General features: G+C 60.5%; 14 protein-coding genes. 8 read left to right on the top strand and 6 right to left on the bottom strand.

The features are described 5' to 3' along the window. Positions 1-215: 215 nt before the first annotated feature. Complete coding sequence (locus ACZZZU_RS19750) at positions 216-1,214, top strand: NAD-dependent epimerase/dehydratase family protein (RefSeq protein WP_122492788.1); 999 nt, start codon at positions 216-218, stop codon at positions 1,212-1,214. A gap of 10 nt (positions 1,215-1,224) precedes the next feature. On the opposite strand, the gene ACZZZU_RS19755 is transcribed toward ACZZZU_RS19750, so the two are convergent. Further along, a complete protein-coding gene (locus ACZZZU_RS19755; protein ID WP_122492787.1) occupies positions 1,225-1,488 on the bottom strand; it encodes a hypothetical protein in 264 nt (87 codons plus the stop codon). A 342-nt stretch (positions 1,489-1,830) separates the two neighbouring features. Between ACZZZU_RS19755 and ACZZZU_RS19760 the strand changes: the two genes are divergently transcribed. Next, positions 1,831-2,667 carry an ATPase gene (locus tag ACZZZU_RS19760; RefSeq protein ID WP_463551585.1) on the top strand — a complete coding sequence of 279 codons (837 nt, stop codon included), beginning with the start codon at positions 1,831-1,833 and terminating at the stop codon, positions 2,665-2,667. A 544-nt stretch (positions 2,668-3,211) separates the two neighbouring features. Here ACZZZU_RS19760 and leuA read toward each other — a convergent pair. The 4 genes from leuA to xseA all read right to left on the bottom strand — a co-directional run bounded on the left by leuA (position 3,212) and on the right by xseA (position 8,763). Further along, a complete protein-coding gene (leuA, locus tag ACZZZU_RS19765) occupies positions 3,212-4,888 on the bottom strand; it encodes a 2-isopropylmalate synthase (protein WP_463551586.1) in 1,677 nt (558 codons plus the stop codon). Positions 4,889-5,233: 345 nt separating this feature from the next. Continuing rightward, positions 5,234-6,493 (bottom strand): mechanosensitive ion channel family protein, encoded by a 1,260-nt coding sequence (locus ACZZZU_RS19770; protein ID WP_463551587.1) that lies wholly within the window; start codon positions 6,491-6,493, stop codon positions 5,234-5,236. 32 nt (positions 6,494-6,525) lie between these two features. After that, positions 6,526-7,356 (bottom strand): peptidoglycan DD-metalloendopeptidase family protein, encoded by an 831-nt coding sequence (locus ACZZZU_RS19775; protein WP_463551588.1) that lies wholly within the window; start codon positions 7,354-7,356, stop codon positions 6,526-6,528. A 27-nt stretch (positions 7,357-7,383) separates the two neighbouring features. Next, positions 7,384-8,763, bottom strand: a complete 1,380-nt coding sequence (gene xseA / locus ACZZZU_RS19780; RefSeq protein ID WP_463552165.1) for an exodeoxyribonuclease VII large subunit — start codon at positions 8,761-8,763, stop codon at positions 7,384-7,386. 83 nt (positions 8,764-8,846) lie between these two features. Between xseA and ACZZZU_RS19785 the strand changes: the two genes are divergently transcribed. The 6 genes from ACZZZU_RS19785 to tadA all read left to right on the top strand — a co-directional run bounded on the left by ACZZZU_RS19785 (position 8,847) and on the right by tadA (position 17,285). After that, a complete protein-coding gene (locus tag ACZZZU_RS19785; protein WP_463551589.1) occupies positions 8,847-9,401 on the top strand; it encodes a sugar ABC transporter ATPase in 555 nt (184 codons plus the stop codon). Positions 9,402-9,646: 245 nt separating this feature from the next. Further along, on the top strand, positions 9,647-11,116 hold the full coding sequence (guaB, locus tag ACZZZU_RS19790; protein WP_463381875.1) for an IMP dehydrogenase: 1,470 nt from the start codon (positions 9,647-9,649) through the stop codon (positions 11,114-11,116). Positions 11,117-11,214: 98 nt separating this feature from the next. Next, positions 11,215-12,792 carry a glutamine-hydrolyzing GMP synthase gene (gene guaA / locus ACZZZU_RS19795; protein WP_463551590.1) on the top strand — a complete coding sequence of 526 codons (1,578 nt, stop codon included), beginning with the start codon at positions 11,215-11,217 and terminating at the stop codon, positions 12,790-12,792. Between the two features lie 312 nt (positions 12,793-13,104). Beyond that, on the top strand, positions 13,105-15,162 hold the full coding sequence (locus ACZZZU_RS19800) for a TonB-dependent siderophore receptor (protein ID WP_463552166.1): 2,058 nt from the start codon (positions 13,105-13,107) through the stop codon (positions 15,160-15,162). Positions 15,163-15,415: 253 nt separating this feature from the next. Beyond that, a complete protein-coding gene (locus ACZZZU_RS19805) occupies positions 15,416-16,783 on the top strand; it encodes a multicopper oxidase family protein (RefSeq protein ID WP_122492778.1) in 1,368 nt (455 codons plus the stop codon). A 16-nt stretch (positions 16,784-16,799) separates the two neighbouring features. After that, complete coding sequence (gene tadA, locus ACZZZU_RS19810) at positions 16,800-17,285, top strand: tRNA adenosine(34) deaminase TadA (RefSeq protein ID WP_463551591.1); 486 nt, start codon at positions 16,800-16,802, stop codon at positions 17,283-17,285. A gap of 116 nt (positions 17,286-17,401) precedes the next feature. Here the strand turns inward: tadA and mltF are convergent, their stop codons facing one another. Continuing rightward, positions 17,402-18,868 (bottom strand): membrane-bound lytic murein transglycosylase MltF, encoded by a 1,467-nt coding sequence (gene mltF, locus ACZZZU_RS19815; RefSeq protein ID WP_463381879.1) that lies wholly within the window; start codon positions 18,866-18,868, stop codon positions 17,402-17,404. Positions 18,869-18,997: the final 129 nt, after the last annotated feature.

Below are 18,997 nucleotides of genomic sequence, written 5' to 3' on the forward strand. Positions count from 1 at the left end.
CCTGCTTCGGCTTTGAGCGTCTGAGCTTTCCGTCCGAGGACTCGGAGCACTGCAGCTTGAGCGCGGAAATCCGGAGCGGACGCGCAGCGCGATGCCTCAGTTGATCAGGTGCGCCAGGGCAGGTGGTAAGCCAGAATCTTGGCTCTACAGGTCACAGCGCCGGTACGCTGTGCTTGCTACAGTCACCGCCATTACAAAAACCATGGCGGTGGGCGATGAAGATTCTGGTGACCGGGGCGAGTGGCTTTATCGGCGGACGCTTCGCCCGCTTTGCGTTGGAGCAAGGGTTGGCGGTGCGTATCAACGGCCGCCGCCCGGAAGCGGTAGAGCACCTAATCAAGCGCGGCGCCGAATATGTGCAGGGCGACCTCAGCGACCCGAGCCTGGTGCGCAGCCTTTGCCACGACGTGGACATGGTCGTGCACTGTGCCGGCGCCGTCGGCACCTGGGGCCGGCGGGAGCATTTCTACAACGGCAACGTAGTGCTGACGCAAAACGTGATCGAAGCCTGCCTCGGGCAGAAGGTGCGGCGACTGGTGCACCTGTCTTCGCCCTCGGTGTATTTCGACGGCAAATCCCACATCGGCCTCACCGAAGAACAGGTGCCGAAGAAGTTCGTCGACTACTACGGCGAAACCAAATTCATCGCCGAACAGGAGGTGATGGCGGCGCAGGAATTCGGTTTGGAAGTGATCGCCCTGCGTCCACGCTTCGTCACCGGCGCAGGCGACACCAGCATCTTTCCGCGCTTGATCGAGATGCAGCGCAAGGGCCGCCTGGCGATCATCGGCAACGGCCTCAACCGCGTCGACTTCACCAGCATGCACAACCTCAACGAGGCGCTGTTCAGCAGCCTGCTGGCGGGCGGGCCGGCGTTGGGCAAGGTGTACAACATCAGCAACGGCGAACCGGTGCCGCTGTGGGATGTGGTCAATTACGTGTTACGCCAGCTCGACCTGCCGCCCGTGACCAAACACGTGCCCGTGGGCCTGGCCTATGCGGCCGCCACGGTGAACGAAACCGTATGCAAGTTACTGCCGGGGCGGCCGCAGCCGAACCTGTTTCGCCTGGGCGTGGCGGTCATGTCGAAAGACTTTTCCCTCGACATCAGTCGCGCCCGACGCGAACTCGACTACGCGCCCCAGACCCCGATCTGGACCGCGCTCGATGAGTTTTGCACTTGGTGGAAAGTGGTCGGCGAAGGCGCTCGCTAAGCGCGTTCCGTCAGCCTCTTAGCGGGCCGGCGTAGCGCGTGTACTTGGCGATCAGTTCGGCTTCGCTGAGTGCCGGCGGGGCGAGCCGGATGTCGGTCAGCTCACTGAGCGTGTGGCCCATCTCGCGGGTTTGTTCGTTATCGGACGCCGCGCAGGCCACCAGCATGCACATGATGGCGTCGGGCTGGCTGAGGCGCACGTCCACCTGTTGTTCCTGACGCAGTCGGCGCCGCAGTGTTTGCATGCAATCGAGTACAGATTTAGTCAGTTCCATTCGATTTTCCCCCGTTAACCCAAGGCCGAAGCGGAGCCTGGGTGTGAAAACGTGTGCTGGTCGGGCAGTGTTTTCCGGACTGAATAACCCGCGCGTTTGCCGGCTTGGGCCGATCTGGCGCGTGGTTATTCGCCGCTCGTTGGCGAGCATCAGGGTCATAGCAAATGCTGTACCAGTTCACAAAACCAGGAACTGCGCGCTCTGCAGGCGGTCGATGGGTGTCTCGGCGGCTTTACATGCGCGGCGGCGGTGCGTTATGCCCCATTGGGCACCACCGCTGCGCTCGGTATACTGCGCGCCCTGTCGCTCCAATCATTCACTGCGTGCCCAAAAGGTTGACCCATGCGTAACGACGCTCTCGATGAACTGGACAACGTTCCCAGCCTGACCACTGACGCACGCGACCATGACTTTGCCGCCGAAAACCACGATCACCCCCGCCACGCGCCGCTGGACCGTGGTTATGTAAGCCCGTCCGCCAAAACCAAAGGCCCTAGCACGGCGCCGCTGTGGACATTGGTCGCCGCCCTGATGATCGCGTTTGGCGGCTTGGGCTGGTGGAGTCATCAGCAAATCGAGCTGATGAGCCAGCAACTGGTTGCCACGCAAGAAAGCTTCGCCCGCATCAGCGAAGACGCCGCCGGGCGTATTCAGGATATTTCCGGCAAGGTGGTGGCCACGGAGTCCAACGTCACCAGCGGCAGCGAAGCCTTGCGCTTGCAGGTCAAAGGGCTGGAAAGCAAAGTCGCCGACTTGACCAAGCAACTGCAAACCTTGAACAGCAAGCAGGGCGACCAGAGCAAGCGCGTAGAGCAAGTCGCCGCCGACCTGAAAACCCAGCAAGACGCCACCGCGCAGTTCGACAGCAAACTGAAAACCGTGGCCAGCGACCAGGCCGCGCTGAAAGCGGCGCAGGGTGACACCAGCAAGATCGACGCCCAGCTCAAAAGCCTTGGCGCTGACATCGACGCGTTGAAAAAACAGGGCAACCCGAATGTCGCGATTGGCCGGCTTGAGCAGGATTTGCTGGTGCTAAAAAGCGAACAGGAAAACCGGCCGGCTGCGGCGAGTGCCAACACCAGCGAGTTCGACGCCTTCCGTGCGCAGATGACCCGCAACATCAGCACGCTGCAGGCGCAGGTGCAGAATCTTCAGCAGCAGTTGAATGCGCGGCAGTAAGGGCGTTTTGCTGGATTAGAAGAGCCCCGCTGAATGCGGGGCTTTTTGTTGGGTGGCGGTAGACCTGGCCCAAACCACCGTCATCCTCGCGAAGGCGGCGGTCCGACGATTCGTGATCCAGGTTTTCGGATCGATCACCGTTCGCCTGAACGATACTGGACCCCCGCGTGCGCGAGGGTGACGGTGGTGGGGGCGAGGACCTCGTCAGTCTAGGGACGTACCTTTCAGCTCAATTCCCCGTCATCCTCGCGAAGGCGGGGATCCAGGCTTTCGGATAGATCGCCGCTCTCCTGACCGATACTGGACCCCCGCCTTCGCGGGGGTGACGGTGGTGTGGGCGAGGGCCTCGTCAGTCTAGGGACGTACCTCTCAGCCAATCCCCCGTCATCCTCGCGTGCGCGAGGGTGACGGCGGTGGGGGCGAGGACGTCGTTAAGTCCAGAGACGCATCTCCCGGCTGCACCGCCGTCCTTCGTTCCGCAGTTTCCAAAGGCCATAAAAAAGGGCGCCCACCAGGCGCCCCGTTCCCAACTACCGCAACCCACTCACGCCGCCTGCGAGCTTTCCTCGGCCTGTTTCAACGCTCGGTTCAGCGCGCTGAACAAGGCGCGGAAGCTGGCGGTGGTGATGTTTTCGTCAATGCCTACCCCAAATACCGGACGCCCGCCGTTCAGGCGCACTTCGATATACGCCGCCGCTTTGGCATTGGCGCCCGCGCCGATGGCGTGTTCGTGGTAGTCGATGATTTCCAGGTTCTGCGGCAAGGCGGCAACCAGTGCTTCCAGCGGCCCCTTGCCGGTGCCGTGTTTGCGGCGCAATTCACCGCTGACACTGACGTCGACATCGACGTTGCAGATGCCGTTCTCTTCCTGCAAACGATGGCTTTTCAGGGCGTACGGGCTGGCGGCTTGCAGGTATTCGTTCTGCAACAGGCTGTAAATCTGCTCGGCCGTCATTTCCAGGCCCAGGCGGTCGGTTTCTTTCTGCACAACCTGGCTGAATTCGATCTGCATACGGCGCGGCAAGCTGATGCCGTATTCCTGTTCGAGCAGGAAGGTAATGCCGCCTTTGCCCGACTGGCTGTTGACGCGAATCACCGCCTCGTAGCTGCGGCCGATGTCGGCCGGGTCGATTGGCAAGTACGGCACTTCCCACACGCCGTCTTCTTTCTGCTGGGCGAAACCCTTGCGGATGGCGTCCTGGTGCGAGCCGGAGAACGCGGTGTGCACCAGGTCGCCCACGTACGGGTGACGCGGGTGCACGGGCAGTTGGTTGCAGTCTTCAACCACCTTGCGCACGGTGTCGATGTCGGAGAAGTCCAGCTGCGGGTCGATGCCCTGGGTGTACAGGTTCAGGGCGACAGTCACCAGGCACACGTTGCCAGTGCGCTCGCCGTTGCCGAACAGGCAGCCTTCCACGCGGTCGGCGCCGGCCATCAAGCCCAGCTCGGTGGCGGCCACGCCGGTGCCACGGTCGTTGTGGGTGTGCAGGCTGATCAACACGCTGTCACGGCGATCCACATGACGGCAGAACCATTCGATTTGGTCGGCGTAGTTGTTCGGCGTCGCGTTTTCGATGGTTGCCGGCAGGTTGAGGATCAGCGGCTTGGCCGGGGTTGGCTGGAACACGGCGATCACCGCGTTGCACACCTCGACCGAGAAATCGATTTCGGTGGAGCTGAACACTTCCGGCGAATACTCAAAACCCCACTGGGTTTCTGGCGCGGCGTCGGCCAGGCGCTTGATGATCTGGCCGGCGCTCACGGCAATTTCTTTTACGCCGTTTTTGTCTTGGTTGAAGACGATGCGGCGAAAGCTCGGCGCGCAGGCGTTGTAGTAGTGAACGATGGCTTTCTTGGCGCCTTTGAGCGATTCAAAGGTGCGCTCGATCAGGTCTTCGCGGGCCTGGGTGAGCACCTGAATGGTCACGTCGTCCGGAATATGGCCGCCTTCGATCAGTTCACGCACGAAGTCGAAGTCGGTTTGCGAGGCGGACGGAAAGCCCACTTCAATTTCCTTCAAACCCACGGCCAGCAGGGTTTTGAAGAAACGCATTTTTTTGTCGGCATCCATCGGCTCGATAAGCGACTGGTTGCCATCACGCAGGTCGGTGCTCAGCCAGATCGGCGCCTTGTCGATCACTTTGCTCGGCCAGGTGCGGTCGGGAATGTTGATCGGTGTGAAGGCACGGTATTTATGCGACGGGTCTTTGAGCATACTCATGGCGAGTTCCTTTATGAAGCGTGGCCAGATGAGGGTGGCCGACCGGGATATTTGATTTCTATAACAGCGTAGCGCGGCGAGGTGAGCAGTCAGCTTTGCAGTCGCGGACTGACCAGGCACAGGCAGGCGTGTTGGCGCAGCAGAATGAGGGTATGGGGCGTTTTCATGCGGTTAACCCTATTCACTTGGGTTGAATATGGCAACCGGTGCGAAAAATTTGGTGATTTGTAGCGCAGCGGGCCAATTGGCGAAATAAAGTTGTGCGACACGAACCCTTGTTTGGCAAATATTGCGCGCGCACATCGTCGCGTTCGCCTGGGGGTTAATGGTCGCGGGCCTAGGCCGCTAAAACGACGCCGGCCGCTCGCTGATGGCGGCCTGGTACGCGCGCATATCCGCGCCGCTCGGGTGCTGGAACACGCGTAAGCCAAACTCCGGAAGGATCGCCAGCATGTGGTCGAAGATGTCTGACTGAATCGCCTCGTACGCCACCCAGGCGGTGGTGTTGGTGAAGCAATACAGCTCCAGGGGCAGTCCGTCGGCGAGTGGCGCCATCTGACGCACCAGCAGGGTCATGTCCTGGCGGATGCCTTGGTGCTGGCGCAGGTAATTTTCGACGTAGGCGCGAAAGGTGCCGATGTTGGTCACGCGCCGGGTGTTCACCGCCACGCGCAGCGGTTCCTCCAGTTGACTGTTCCAGCTCATCAGCTCGCTTTCTTTACTTTTCAGGTACGGCGCCAGCAGTTTGAACTGACGCAGATGCTCGATTTCCTCGGGGTTGAGGAAGTGCACGCTGTTCTGGTCCAGATGCAGGCTGCGCTTGATCCGCCGCCCGCCGGCTTCCTGCATGCCGCGCCAGTTTTTGAACGAGTCAGTGATAAAGCGTTTGGTGGGAATCGTGGTGATGGTTTTATCCCAGTTCTGCACCTTGATGGTGTGCAGGGCGATGTCGATCACATCGCCGTCGGCGTTCAGTTGCGGCATTTCAATCCAGTCGCCCACGCGCACGATGTCGTTCGAGGAAATCTGCACGCTGGCCACCAGCGAGAGCAGGGTGTCCTGGAATATCAGAATCAGCACGGCGGCCATGGCGCCCAGGCCGGAGAGCAGAATCAGCGGCGAGCGGTCGACCAGTGTGGCGATCATCAGCACCGTGGCGATCACGTAGATGGCGATTTTGACGATCTGGAAGTAACCCTTGATCGGCCGCAAATGCGCGTCCGGGCGGCGCTCGTAAAACGAGTTGGCCAGGGTTAGTGCGCCGCTCACGGCCAGCGCGAGGGTCAGCACAATAAACGCGCCGCACACGTTGCGTGTGACGGTGATGACGCCTTTGGGTAAGTCGGGAATCAGCTCGATGCCGCTGGCCAGAATCAGCGCCGGCACCACATTGGCCAGGCGCGAAATGATGTGCGAGCGCGCCAGGGCTTTGTCCTGCCCCAAATGGGTGGCGCGCAACATTCGATAAAAGCCGCGCACCAGCACGCGCTTGATCAACCAGTTCGCCAGCCACGCGGCAAACAGCAGCAGCACCAGGGCCAGCAGGTTGTACAGATAAGGAAAGCGTTCCAGCCACTGCACGGCGTTTTCGTAGTGCTGTTGCATGTGCATCGTCCTGTGCAGGCGTTGGGTTGGGCTTACGGCTCGAACTTGCCGATGAAAATGGCGGGGTCGACGCGTACATCATTCAAGCTGACATTCCAGTGCATGTGCGGCCCGGTTGCCCGGCCAGTGGCGCCGACCTTGCCTACCACGCCGCCGCGCGCCAGCACCTGGCCGAGCTTCGCGTCGATTTTCGACATATGGCAGAACATGCTGATAAAGCCCTGGCCGTGGTCGACAAATACCGTATTGCCGTTAAAGAAATAGTTGCCGATGAGAATGACCTTGCCCGCCGCCGGGGTTTTGATCGGCGTGCCGGCGCCTACCGCGAAGTCTAGGCCGGAGTGCGGGTTGCGTTCTTCGCCGTTGAAAAAGCGGCGCACGCCGAAGCGGCTGGAGAGTGGGCCGTTCACCGGTTTGTCGAGCAGCAGGTTGCTGGGCGTGCCGGGACTGAAAGTTTGGTAGGCGCGGGTTTGCTCGGCCAGTTCGCGCTCGATGCGCTTGAGGTCAGCCGGGTTCGGGTTGACCTGGCGCTGGTTTTTCAAGGTGATGCGTTGCTCGGCGTAACGCTTGGCTCCGACGGTAAAGCTCAGCGTGCGGCTTCCGCTGGCATCCTTGGCGAGCACATTCTGCGCGCCGGCTTTGCTGGTCAGCGGCACGCCGACAATCGCCAGCCAGCGCTGCCCTTGTTCATTGACCACCAGCACCGGCTTGCCTTGGTAAGTAGCGGATGGCGTGCCGTTGCCAGCGCCCAGGTCGACAACCGCCACGCCGCCGGGCACCGGCTTGTTCAGCAGGCGTGTGATGTAACTGTCGGCGTGGGCGGGGAGGGCGAGGCAAAACAAGCAGAACAGCACAGCACGCATGGGCAAGCCTGAATAAAGAGTGGGAAGTCAGTCCAGCAGTGACAGGGTCACCGGGGTCAGGTGGTTATCTTCTACGCGCACGTCCAACTCGCCTTCGCCCAGGCGCGCTTTGAGGCGCTGGCCGGGCTTGGTTTGCGCGGCGTTACGAATAGCGTGGCCTTTGTCGTCGAGCAAAATGCTGTAGCCACGGCCGAGCGTTGCCAGCGGGCTAATGGCGTTGAGTGTTTGCGCTTGGCTGTGCAGCTGCTGGCGCCGGTCTTTCAGCGCTTCACGCATGGCGCGTGGCAAGCGCTCGTTGAGGCCGTCGAGGCGTTGGCGCAATAAAGCCAGTGCGCGGCCGGGGTGTTGCGCAGCCAGGCGCATGTCGAGGCGGATCAGGCGGTCCTGGCAATTTTGCCGATGGGTGACGAAGGCACGGCGCAGGCGCATGTCCAGGTCGTCCAGCCGTTGTGCTTGCTGGCGCAGGCGCTCGCCGGGGTGGCGCAGGCGGCGGCTGATACCGTCCAGGCGCAGGCGTTCGCGCTCGATGCGGTTGTGCATGCGCATCACCAGGCGGCGGTGCAGGCTGGTTAGGCGTTGCACCAACTCGTTGGCGTCGGGCGCCAGCAATTCCGCAGCGGCCGATGGCGTGGGCGCGCGAACGTCGGCGACGAAGTCGCTGATCGATACATCGGTTTCATGGCCAACGGCGCTGATGATCGGGGTTTCGCAGGCGGCAATGGCGCGGGCTACCACTTCTTCATTGAAGCACCAGAGGTCTTCGAGCGAGCCGCCGCCTCGGGCCAGGATCAAGGCGTCAAAGCCGTGCCGGTCGGCGAGCTGCAAGGCACGAACAATTTGCCCGGTGGCTTCGCGGCCCTGCACGGCGGTGGGGATCAGCGTCAGTTGAATGTGCGGCGCGCGGCGGCTGAACACGCTGATGATGTCGCGGATAACCGCGCCGGTCGGCGAGCTGACGATGCCGATGCGTTGCGGGTGAGCGGGCAGGGGCACTTTGTTCTCGGCGGAGAACAGGCCTTCGCTGCTGAGCTTTTCTTTCAACGCCTCGAAGGCCAGACGCAGCGCGCCGTCGCCGGCCGGCTCTACGCTGTCGAGAATCAGCTGGTAATCACCGCGGCCTTCGAACAGCGAAACCTTGCCGCGCACCTTAACGGCCAAGCCATCGCGCAAGGCCTGACGAACGCGGGCGGCGTTCTGCCGGAACAGCGCACAACGCACCTGGGCATTGCTGTCTTTAAGGGTGAAATACACATGGCCGGAGGCAGGCTTGGCCAGGTTGGAAATCTCGCCCTCGACCCAGATATTGCTGAACACATCTTCCAGCAGCACGCGTGCGCGGCCGTTGAGTTGGCTGACGGTGAGCACTTCGCGGTCAAGGCCGAGGCGTTGGAACGGGTCTTTGATCATGGCGGGCATGATAGAGGCTTACGCGCCGTGAGCCAAAGGCGCGGGCTGTTAAACTGCGCGCTGTTTTGATTTCGGGGGCGAGCATGGCTGAGCAACAACGCATTCTGGTGCCACAGATTTCCACCTTTCCCAACCACGAGGCGCGGGCGCGGCTGATGCTGCGTTGGCTGGTGCAGCGCAACATTGTCGAGCCCGAGCTGAGCACCTGCGGGCGCACCGGCAACCGCATGGCCTACGCCATTGCTCCTGGCGCCAGACGCATTGTTTTGCATCCCGAGCGATTGCCGTTTGGCCAGCCGGTGAATGGCTTGGAGGTAGTGACCAAACGCTGCATCTATACGCCGACGAAGAACTTCCATGAAGAAGCCGGCTGCCCGCAGTGCCGCAAGGAAGTGGGCGAGGCGCTGTTCGACAGCCTGGACGAGTGGATGCCCAAGGTCAGCGACAACTTCACTTGCCCGCTGTGCGGATTTGAAGATGACATCAATGGGTTTCTGTTTTTGCAGCCGTGCGGGTTTTCCAACCTGGGGTTTATTTTCAATAACTGGGGCGAGGCGGCGTTCAAGCCTTCCTTTATAGAAGAGTTTGGCGAGCGGTTGCGGTTTGGGGTGCGGGAAGTGGTGGTTGATTGGGAGTAAGCGAGGCTTACTCGGTCAGTCCCCTCTCCCTTAGGGAGAGGGCGAGGGTGAGGGGCTTTTGTTTTTGATCTGCGTGACGGCTGGCCCTCACCCCCGGCCCCTCTCCCGCACGCGCGAGAGGGGAGCAAAGCAGTTGAGTTTGTTTTGGAAAACCCCACTTCATCTAATTCACCTTTTGCATTGAGCCAAGCTACCCGCGTGGGTATAATGGCGCGCTTCCATTTTCCCGTCCGGGAGCCCCCGCCATGCTGCGTATCAGTCAAGAAGCTCTAACCTTCGACGACGTCCTTCTTATTCCAGGTTATTCCGAAGTTCTGCCTAAAGACGTCAGCCTCAAAACTCGACTGACCCGTGGTATTGAACTGAACATTCCGCTGATTTCCGCAGCGATGGATACCGTTACCGAATCCCGTCTGGCCATTGCCATGGCGCAGGAAGGCGGCATCGGCATCATCCACAAGAACATGACCATCGAGCAGCAAGCTGCCGAAGTGCGCAAAGTGAAGCGCTTCGAAAGCGGCGTGGTGAAAGATCCAATCACCATCGAAGCCGACGCCACCGTGCGTGATCTGTTCGACCTCACCCGCCAGAACAACATTTCCGGTGTGCCCGTGCTGCACAACGGCGATCTGGTCGGCATCGTCACTTCCCGTGACGTGCGTTTCGAAAGCCGTCTGGATGCCAAGGTCCGCGACGTGATGACGCCTAAAGAGCGTTTGGTCACCGTGCGTGAAGGCGCCGACAAACAGGAAGCCCGCGAGCTGCTGCACAAGCACCGCATCGAGCGCGTTCTGATCGTCGACGAAGCCTTCAACCTTAAAGGCATGATGACCGTTAACGACATCGAGAAAGCCAAGGCTTACCCCTTCGCCAGCAAAGATGACCAAGGTCGTCTGCGCGTTGGCGCGGCGGTCGGCACTGGCGCCGACACCGCTGACCGCGTGACCGCCCTGGTCGCTGCCGGTGTAGACGTAGTCGTGGTCGACACCGCCCACGGTCACTCCAAAGGTGTGATCGACCGCGTGCGCTGGGTTAAACAGAACTTCCCGGACGTGCAGGTTATCGGCGGCAACATCGCCACCGGCGCAGCCGCCAAGGCGCTGGCCGAAGCGGGCGCTGATGCAGTGAAAGTCGGTATCGGCCCAGGCTCGATCTGCACTACCCGCATCGTTGCTGGTGTTGGCGTTCCGCAAATTTCCGCCGTCTCCAACGTTGCCGCTGCCCTTGAAGGCACCGGCGTGCCGTTGATTGCCGACGGTGGCATCCGCTTCTCCGGTGACTTGTCCAAAGCCATCGTTGCCGGTGCGTCCTGCGTGATGATGGGCTCGATGTTCGCCGGTACTGAAGAAGCGCCAGGTGAAGTCGAACTGTTCCAGGGTCGTTCCTACAAGGCCTACCGTGGCATGGGCTCGTTGGGCGCCATGGCGCAGACCCAGGGCTCGTCCGACCGCTACTTCCAAGACTCCGCTGCCGGTGCTGAAAAGCTGGTTCCCGAAGGCATCGAAGGCCGCGTGCCTTACAAAGGCCCGCTGGCCGCCATCATCCATCAACTGATGGGTGGCCTGCGTGCCTCCATGGGCTACACCGGCTGCGCCACCATCGAGCAGATGCGGACTGAGCCTGAGTTCGTGCGCATCACCGGCGCGGGCATGGCCGAGTCGCATGTGCACGATGTGCAGATCACGAAAGAGGCGCCGAACTACCGCGTAGGTTGAGCCTTCAAGCAAATCGTTAAGCAACCGGGGCTGTTCTATTCAGCCCCGAGTTGTTTCTGAACCACGACTGTTACCGATTGATTAGACGAGACTGAATCATGGCCCTCGATATTCACGCCCACCGCATCCTGATCCTCGATTTCGGCTCTCAGTACACCCAACTGATTGCTCGCCGCGTGCGCGAGATCGGCGTGTACTGCGAATTGCATCCGTTCGACATGGACGAAGATGCAATCCGCGAATTTGCGCCCAAGGGTGTGATTCTCGCTGGCGGCCCGGAGTCGGTGCACGTCGCCAACAGCCCGCGTTGCCCGCAAGCGGTGTTCGATCTTGGCGTGCCGGTTTTCGGTATTTGCTACGGCATGCAAACCATCGCCGAGCAGCTGGGCGGCAAGGTTGAAGGTTCCGAGCTGCGTGAATTCGGTTACGCCCGTGTCGACGTGGTCGGCAAAAGCCGCCTGCTCGACGGCATTGAAGACCACGTCGACGCCGACGGCGTGCTCGGCCTCGATGTGTGGATGAGCCACGGTGACAAAGTCACCAAGATGCCCGAAGACTTCCACATTCTGGCCAGCACCCCGAGCTGCCCGATTGCCGGCATGTTCAGCGACGAGCGTCGTTACTACGGCGTGCAGTTCCACCCGGAAGTGACCCACACCAAGCAAGGTGGCCGCATTCTGTCGCGCTTTATCCTCGACATCTGCGAGTGCGAAGCGCTGTGGACGCCGTCGAAAATCGCCGAAGACGCCATCGCCCAGGTTCGTGCTCAGGTCGGCACCGACAACGTGCTGCTCGGCTTGTCTGGCGGTGTGGATTCGTCGGTAGTGGCTGCCCTGCTGCACAAAGCCATTGGCGATCAGCTGACCTGCGTGTTTGTCGACAACGGTCTGCTGCGTCTGCATGAAGGCGAGCAAGTGATGGCCATGTTTGCTGAAAACATGGGCGTCAAAGTGATTCGCGCCAACGCGGAAGAGCAGTTCCTCAACAACCTGGCGGGCGAAGCGGATCCAGAGAAGAAACGTAAAATCATCGGCCGCACCTTTATCGACGTATTCGATGCCGAGTCCAACAAGCTCGATAACATCAAGTACCTCGCTCAGGGCACCATTTACCCGGACGTGATCGAGTCGGCTGGCGCCAAGAGTGGCAAGGCGCACGTGATCAAGTCGCACCACAACGTGGGCGGTCTGCCGGAAGAAATGAACCTGAAACTGGTCGAGCCGCTGCGCGAACTGTTCAAAGACGAAGTGCGCCGTCTGGGCCTGGAACTCGGCCTGCCGTACGACATGGTGTACCGCCACCCGTTCCCCGGTCCGGGCCTGGGCGTGCGCATTCTCGGCGAAGTGAAAAAGGAATATGCCGACCTGCTGCGCCGTGCCGACCACATCTTTATCGAAGAACTGCGCAAAGCCGACTGGTACCACAAAGTCAGCCAGGCCTTCGTCGTATTCCAGCCGGTGAAATCGGTGGGCGTGGTCGGTGATGGTCGCCGTTACGCCTGGGTTGTGGCGTTGCGCGCCGTGGAAACCATCGACTTCATGACCGCACGTTGGGCGCATCTGCCTTACGAACTGCTCGAAACAGTGAGTGGCCGGATCATCAACGAGATCGAAGGCATTTCGCGCGTTACCTACGACGTGTCGAGCAAGCCGCCTGCGACGATTGAGTGGGAATAACGGTTCCCTCGGTTGCCTGCCGACCAAGGACGGTCGGCGAAAAGCCCGCGTAATAGCGGGCTTTTTTGTGGGCGCGAAACGCGCGTTTCGTTCAAAAAATATTTTCTCGTTTGTGTTTGCGTATCTTTGTCATTTGCGAGTTATTTTCTAATACAATCTCTTCCGAAAATTTTGGGATGGCGCCGCTTTGCTCGCGGTGCACTGAGTTCCTTCGGCTGACGTTGTTGAAGATCAAGGATCGCAAGCATGCGCAAAAACAAAACGGGGTTTGTGAACGGCCGCTCGGCCAAGCAGCGCACGGCGGCTGCCGTGATGCTTTGTGTGCCATTGGCCGGAGCGCCGATCGGTGTGAAAGCCGAAGAGACGGCGGCGACTGAAGACGGCGCGTACCGTCTTGCGCCGATTATTGTCGATGCCAGTGCCGAAAGCGGCGACGACTCGCAAACCGTGGTGGCGCAAGAGCTGTGGGTAGGTGGCAAAGTTGCGACCAGTATCCTCAACACGCCGGCTTCTGTTTCTGTGGTGACTCAGAAGGAAATGGAACAGCGCAGCGTTAGTACCACCGAAGAGGCGTTGCAGTACACGCCGGGTGTGATTACTGATTTTTACGGCTCCGATGACCGTAACGATTACTTCCAGATTCGCGGCTTCCAAGCCACCACCTACCGGGATGGTTTGACGCTTAGCTCCATGCGCGGCGTTCGTGAAGAACCGTTCGCCTACGAGCGTATCGAAATCCTGCGTGGTGCCAACTCCACGCTGTTTGGCCCGGCCGATCCAGGTGGTTCGGTCAACTTCGTCACCAAACAGCCGCGCTTCAATAGCTTCGGCCAAGGCTACGTGACCTACGGTTCCTATAACCACAAGGAAACCGGGATCGACGTGGGCGACGCGCTGAACGAGGAAAAGACCGTCGCCGGTCGCTTCACCGCCAAGATGCAAAACAGTGATCGCGAATACGACCACTCGCAGGACGACAACCGCTTTGCCATGGGCGGTTTGACCTGGGCACCCACGGATTTCACCAAAGCCACCGTGGTTCTCGATTATCTGAAAACCGACAGCACGCCGAATAGCGGCGGCTATCCGTTGGACAAGGAATACGACCGCGACGACTTTTACGGTGAGCCCAGCTACAACTTCCACCACGTTGAGCGCACCAGTCTCAGCGGCAACGTGTCCCATGACTTCGATAACGGTTTCACGCTGCGCAGCAATCTGCGTTACAGCGAAGTGAACGATGACTTCGGCTACGTGTACGTCAACGACTCGTCCACGCGTACCGGCTCCGTCGTGGCGCGCGATCAATTCGGCACGGACACCGAGGCTCATCAGTTCAACGGCAACGTGATGCTGCAATACGATCACCGCTTCGAGAATATCGACAGCAGCTCGGTGGCCGGCGTTGAGTACCTGGATTCTTCGAAAACGGAGAAGTCGGTGTACACCGGTGCGTCGCCGATTGATCTTTCCCGTCCGGTCTACACCGGCGTGGCTCGGGGCGTTGCCCCGTATGCCGACAACAAGACCGACGCAAAAAACAAGGCGCTGTTCGCTCAGCAGAACCTGTCTTTTTATGAGCGCGTCATCCTCACTGCCGGCGCCCGTCGCGACTTTATGGATTTGTCGGTGACCGATATCAGCGATGCCAAAGAGTCGGATAACTTCGCTGAGACGTCGTATCGCGGGGCCCTGACTTTTATCGTTACGGACGAAATTTCAACCTACATCAGCTATGTGGAATCGGTAGCGCCGCCTGAAGTGGGCGTTACACCGAAGACCGGTAACCAGTACGAAGTGGGCGCCAAGTACGCGCCGATGGGCATGAACGCAATCTTCTCGGCAGCCGTTTATGACCTGACCCAGGAAAACGTCACCATTTCCGTGGTGGTGCCGGGCGCGGGTATTCAGCAACGAGTTATTGGGGAGTCACGCGCTCGCGGCGTTGATCTGGAAGCAAAAGCCGAAATCACTGAAAACGTCAGCGTGCTTGGCGGCTATTCCTACACAGATTCGGAAGTGGTTCGCGGCACCTCCTACGACGGCAGCTCGATCAAGGGCAACCAGTTCGTCGCCACGCCCAAGCACTCGGCGTCGCTATGGACTTACTACGACATCCCGGCGACGGACGTAAGCGTCGGCTTGGGTGCGCGTTACGTCGGTTCGTACTACTACGATGCCGCCAACACCGGCAAAAGCGACGGCGAAACCCTCTTCGACGCCGCCCTCAACTACAAACTCTACAAAGGCACCGACCTGGCGCTTAACGTCAGCAACCTGCTGGACGAGCAGCACGTGGTCGGCTCCGGCACCGCCAACTACTACAACCCAGGCCGCGAAATCACGGCCAAGCTCAGCTACAACTGGTAAGCCCTCGTCGGCAGCGTCGCTGCCGGCACGCCTCACATACGGCGCGCCTTCGCTGGCCCGCCGTATCTTTGAACGGCCGATCGTGGCCGCTGCGGGTTGACCGCAGGCATGCAAGATCGCTAGGTGTTCGTCATAATGCGCGGCGGCCTTGCGTGCCAATCCGCTTCTCGAAGCCGGTCCACCAGAGACCGGCCACTACCTGAATTCCTGATGGGCCAGCGAAGTCCCTTATCGTCAAAAGGTGTCTGTACCCATGTCTTTTACACGTCGACAAATTCTCGGTGGCCTGCTCGGTTTGACCGCCGTTGGCCTTGGTGCCGGAGGAGTACGTTATTGGCTTGGACGGCCGCTGGGCAGCACGACCCATGATTACGAATTGATCGCCGCGCCCATGGATTTGGAACTGGTGGCCGGTCACAAAACCCCGGCCTGGGCCTATAACGGTTCGGCGCCTGGCGTGGAGCTGCGCAGCCGTCAGGGCGATTGGTTGCGGGTGCGCTTTATCAACAAACTCAGCGAACCCACCACCATTCACTGGCATGGCATCCGCCTGCCGTTGGAAATGGACGGCGTGCCCTACGTGTCGCAACTGCCGGTATTGCCGGGCGAGTACTTCGACTACCAATTCCGCACCCAGGACGCCGGCAATTTCTGGTACCACCCCCACGTGCTAAGCAGCCAACAATTGGGCCACGGCCTGGTCGGGCCGCTGGTGGTGGAAGAGCGCGAGCCGACCGGCTTCAAGCATGAACGCTCGCTCAGCCTGAAAACCTGGCACATCGATGCCGAAGGCGCGTTCACGCCCTTCAGCATTCCCCGTGAAGCCGCGCGCGGCGGTACGGCGGGCAGCTACTCGACGATCAATGCCGAGCACTTGCCGACTATCGATTTGCCGGCTGGGCAGATCGTGCGGTTGCGCATCTTCAACCTCGACAACACCGTGACCTACCGCCTCAACTTGCCAGGCGCTGATGCACGTTTGTATGCGTTGGACGGCAACCCGATTGAGCCGCGCCCGTTCGGCAAGGAATACTGGATAGGCCCCGGCATGCGCGTGTGCCTGGCCTTGAAAGTGCCCGAGGCGGGCGTTGAGCTGCCGCTGCGCAACGGCCCGGTACGCCTGGCCACGTTCCGCTCGGTGCCCAGCGACGAAGTGGCGGGCGACTGGCCGCCGCAACTGCCGGCCAACCCGATTCCGGAGCCGGATTTGCAGAATGCCGAAGTGCTCGACTTCAAGTTCGAGTGGGTGGGCGCCGTGTCGGTGACCACCAATGGCCGCGCGCCTGCCTTCTGGCAAATCAACGGCAAGGCCTGGGATATCAACGACAAAACCTGCGCCGACCGGCCTATCGCCAAAATGAAGCTGGGGCAGACGTACATCCTCGAATTTCGCAACATGGCCCAGTACCAGCACCCGATTCACCTGCACGGCATGAGCTTCAAAGTGTTGAGTTCGGACCGCAAGAAAATCATCCCGTACTTCACCGACACCTATCTGTTGGGCAAGAACGAAAATGCGCGGGTGGCGTTGGTCGCCGATAATCCAGGCGTGTGGATGTTCCACTGTCACGTGATCGACCATATGGAAACCGGGTTGATGGCTTCCATCCTCGTCGAGTAACCGGATCAAGTACGGCATGAGAAAAGTGCAAATCATCGACCGCAGCCAGGACGCGCACTTTATGCGCGAGGCCCTGGCGCTCGCCGCGCAGGGCGCCGGCCTTGGCGAGGTGCCGGTGGGCGCGGTGCTGGTGCAGGACGGTGAAGTGATCGGGCGCGGCTTCAACTGCCCGATCACCACCTTTGATCCCAGCGCCCATGCCGAGATGGTCGCCATCCGCGCGGCGTCTGCTGCCGTGGAAAACTACCGGCTGCCGGGCAGCACGCTGTACGTCACGCTGGAACCGTGCAGCATGTGCGCCGGGTTGCTGGTGCATGCGCGCATCCACCGCGTGGTGTTCGGCGCCACCGAGCCGAAAGCTGGCGCCGTGCAAAGCCGGGGCAAGTTCTTCGACCAGATCTTTCTCAACCATCGGGTGATGGTGGAAGGCGGGGTGTTGGCGGAGGAGTGCAGCGCGGTGTTGAGTGAGTTTTTCAAACAGCGGCGGGCGAAGGCCGAATAACTCTTTAAAACAATCATCCGTCATCCTCGCGAACGCGGGGATCCAGAATGTGAGTCATAACGAAAAGTCTGGATCCCCGCGTTCGCGAGGATGACGGCATTCCCAAAGCACAATGTTTAGAGCGCCGCCGGCCCGTTACCGTCCTGCTTGGGCTTTTCAATACTGGGAATATGCAGATTGCCTTCGGCCATCTGCCCGCCTTCCAGTTGCGGTTGCGTCACCCAGGTGAGGATGTCGTAGTAGCGGCGAATGTTCTGCACGAAGTGCACCGTTTCGCCGCCTCGGGCATAGCCGTATTTGGTTTTGCTGTACCACTGCTTTTGCGACAAACGCGGCAGCATGGATTTCACGTTCAGCCACTTATTCGGGTCCAGCCCTTCGGCTTCGGCCAGCTTGCGCGCGTCGCCAAGGTGAGCGATGCCGATGTTGTAGGCAGCCAGGGCAAACCAGGTGCGGTCCGGCTCGGTCAGTTCGGGAGCGAGGTTTTCCAGAATCGAGGCGAAATATTTGCTGCCGCCGTTGATGCTCTGTTTTGGGTCCAGGCGGTTGGACACACCCATGGCCTCGGCGGTGTTTTGCGTCAGCATCATCAAGCCGCGCACGCCGGTTTTCGACGTGGCGTTGGGTTGCCACAACGATTCCTGATAGCCGATGGCCGCGAGCAAGCGCCAGTCCAACTCATAGGTTTTACCGTTCTGGCGAAAGTGCTGCTCGTAACGCGGCAAGCGTTGTTGCAGGTGCTTGGCGAAGGTATAAGCGCCGACGTAGCCCAGCACATCCACATGGCCGTAATAACGGTCTTTCAAACGCTGCAGCACGCCGTTGATTTTCACCCGCTCAAGAAAGGCATTCACTTCCTTGAGCAGGCTGTCGTCGGTGCCCGGCGGCAGCGCCCAGCCCAGGGTGTTGGCATCGCCGAAGTCGAAGGCCACGCGCACATTGGGGAAATACACCTGGTTCATTGCCAGCTCGTTGGAATCCACCAGCGTCAGGTCAATTTGGCCTTCGTCGACCATGCGCAGCAGGTCGACGATTTCTACGGCGTCCGACTCTTCGTAGTTCAGTTCGGGGTATTGGCCTTTAAGGGTGGCAAGCTGTTCAGCGTGGCTGCTGCCTTTGAGCACCATGATGCGTTTGTTGAGCAAATCTTCCGGCCGAGTCGGGCGGTTCTCGCCGTTGCGGTAGATGATCTGCGGGGTGACTTCGAGGTACGACTGAGAAAAGCGCGCCTGATTCATCCGCCCCTTGCTGCTGACCAAACCGGCCGCAGCCAACGCCGGACCGTTTTCCTGGTTGAGGCGGGTGAAGATTTCATCGAGGTTGTCGGCGGTCTCGATCTTCAGTTCAACGCCCAGATCGTCGGCGAAACGCTTGACCAGCTCGTACTCGAAACCGGTCTCACCGTTGCGGTCCTGAAAGTAAGTCGCGGGGCTGTTACGGGTGAGCACACGCAGCACGCCATCCTTTTGGATGCGCTCAAGGGCTGTCGGCTGAGGCTCACTGCAGCCGCAGAGCAACAGCAGGAGTGTGGCTGCCGCCAACCATTTCTGGGGGCGTTTGTGCAGCGAGGTGTGTGCAGGCATCGGCGGAGTATACGCAAAGCGCTGAAGTCGCCATATCTCGACAGCCGGGCCGCTCTTCTGCTAGCGCAAAACTGTCGACTGGGTCCCCGTCGCGAGTGCCTTGGCGGGAGGTTTGCGTTAGAATGCACG

The sequence above is a fragment of the Pseudomonas sp. AC136 genome (genome assembly GCF_979258585.1).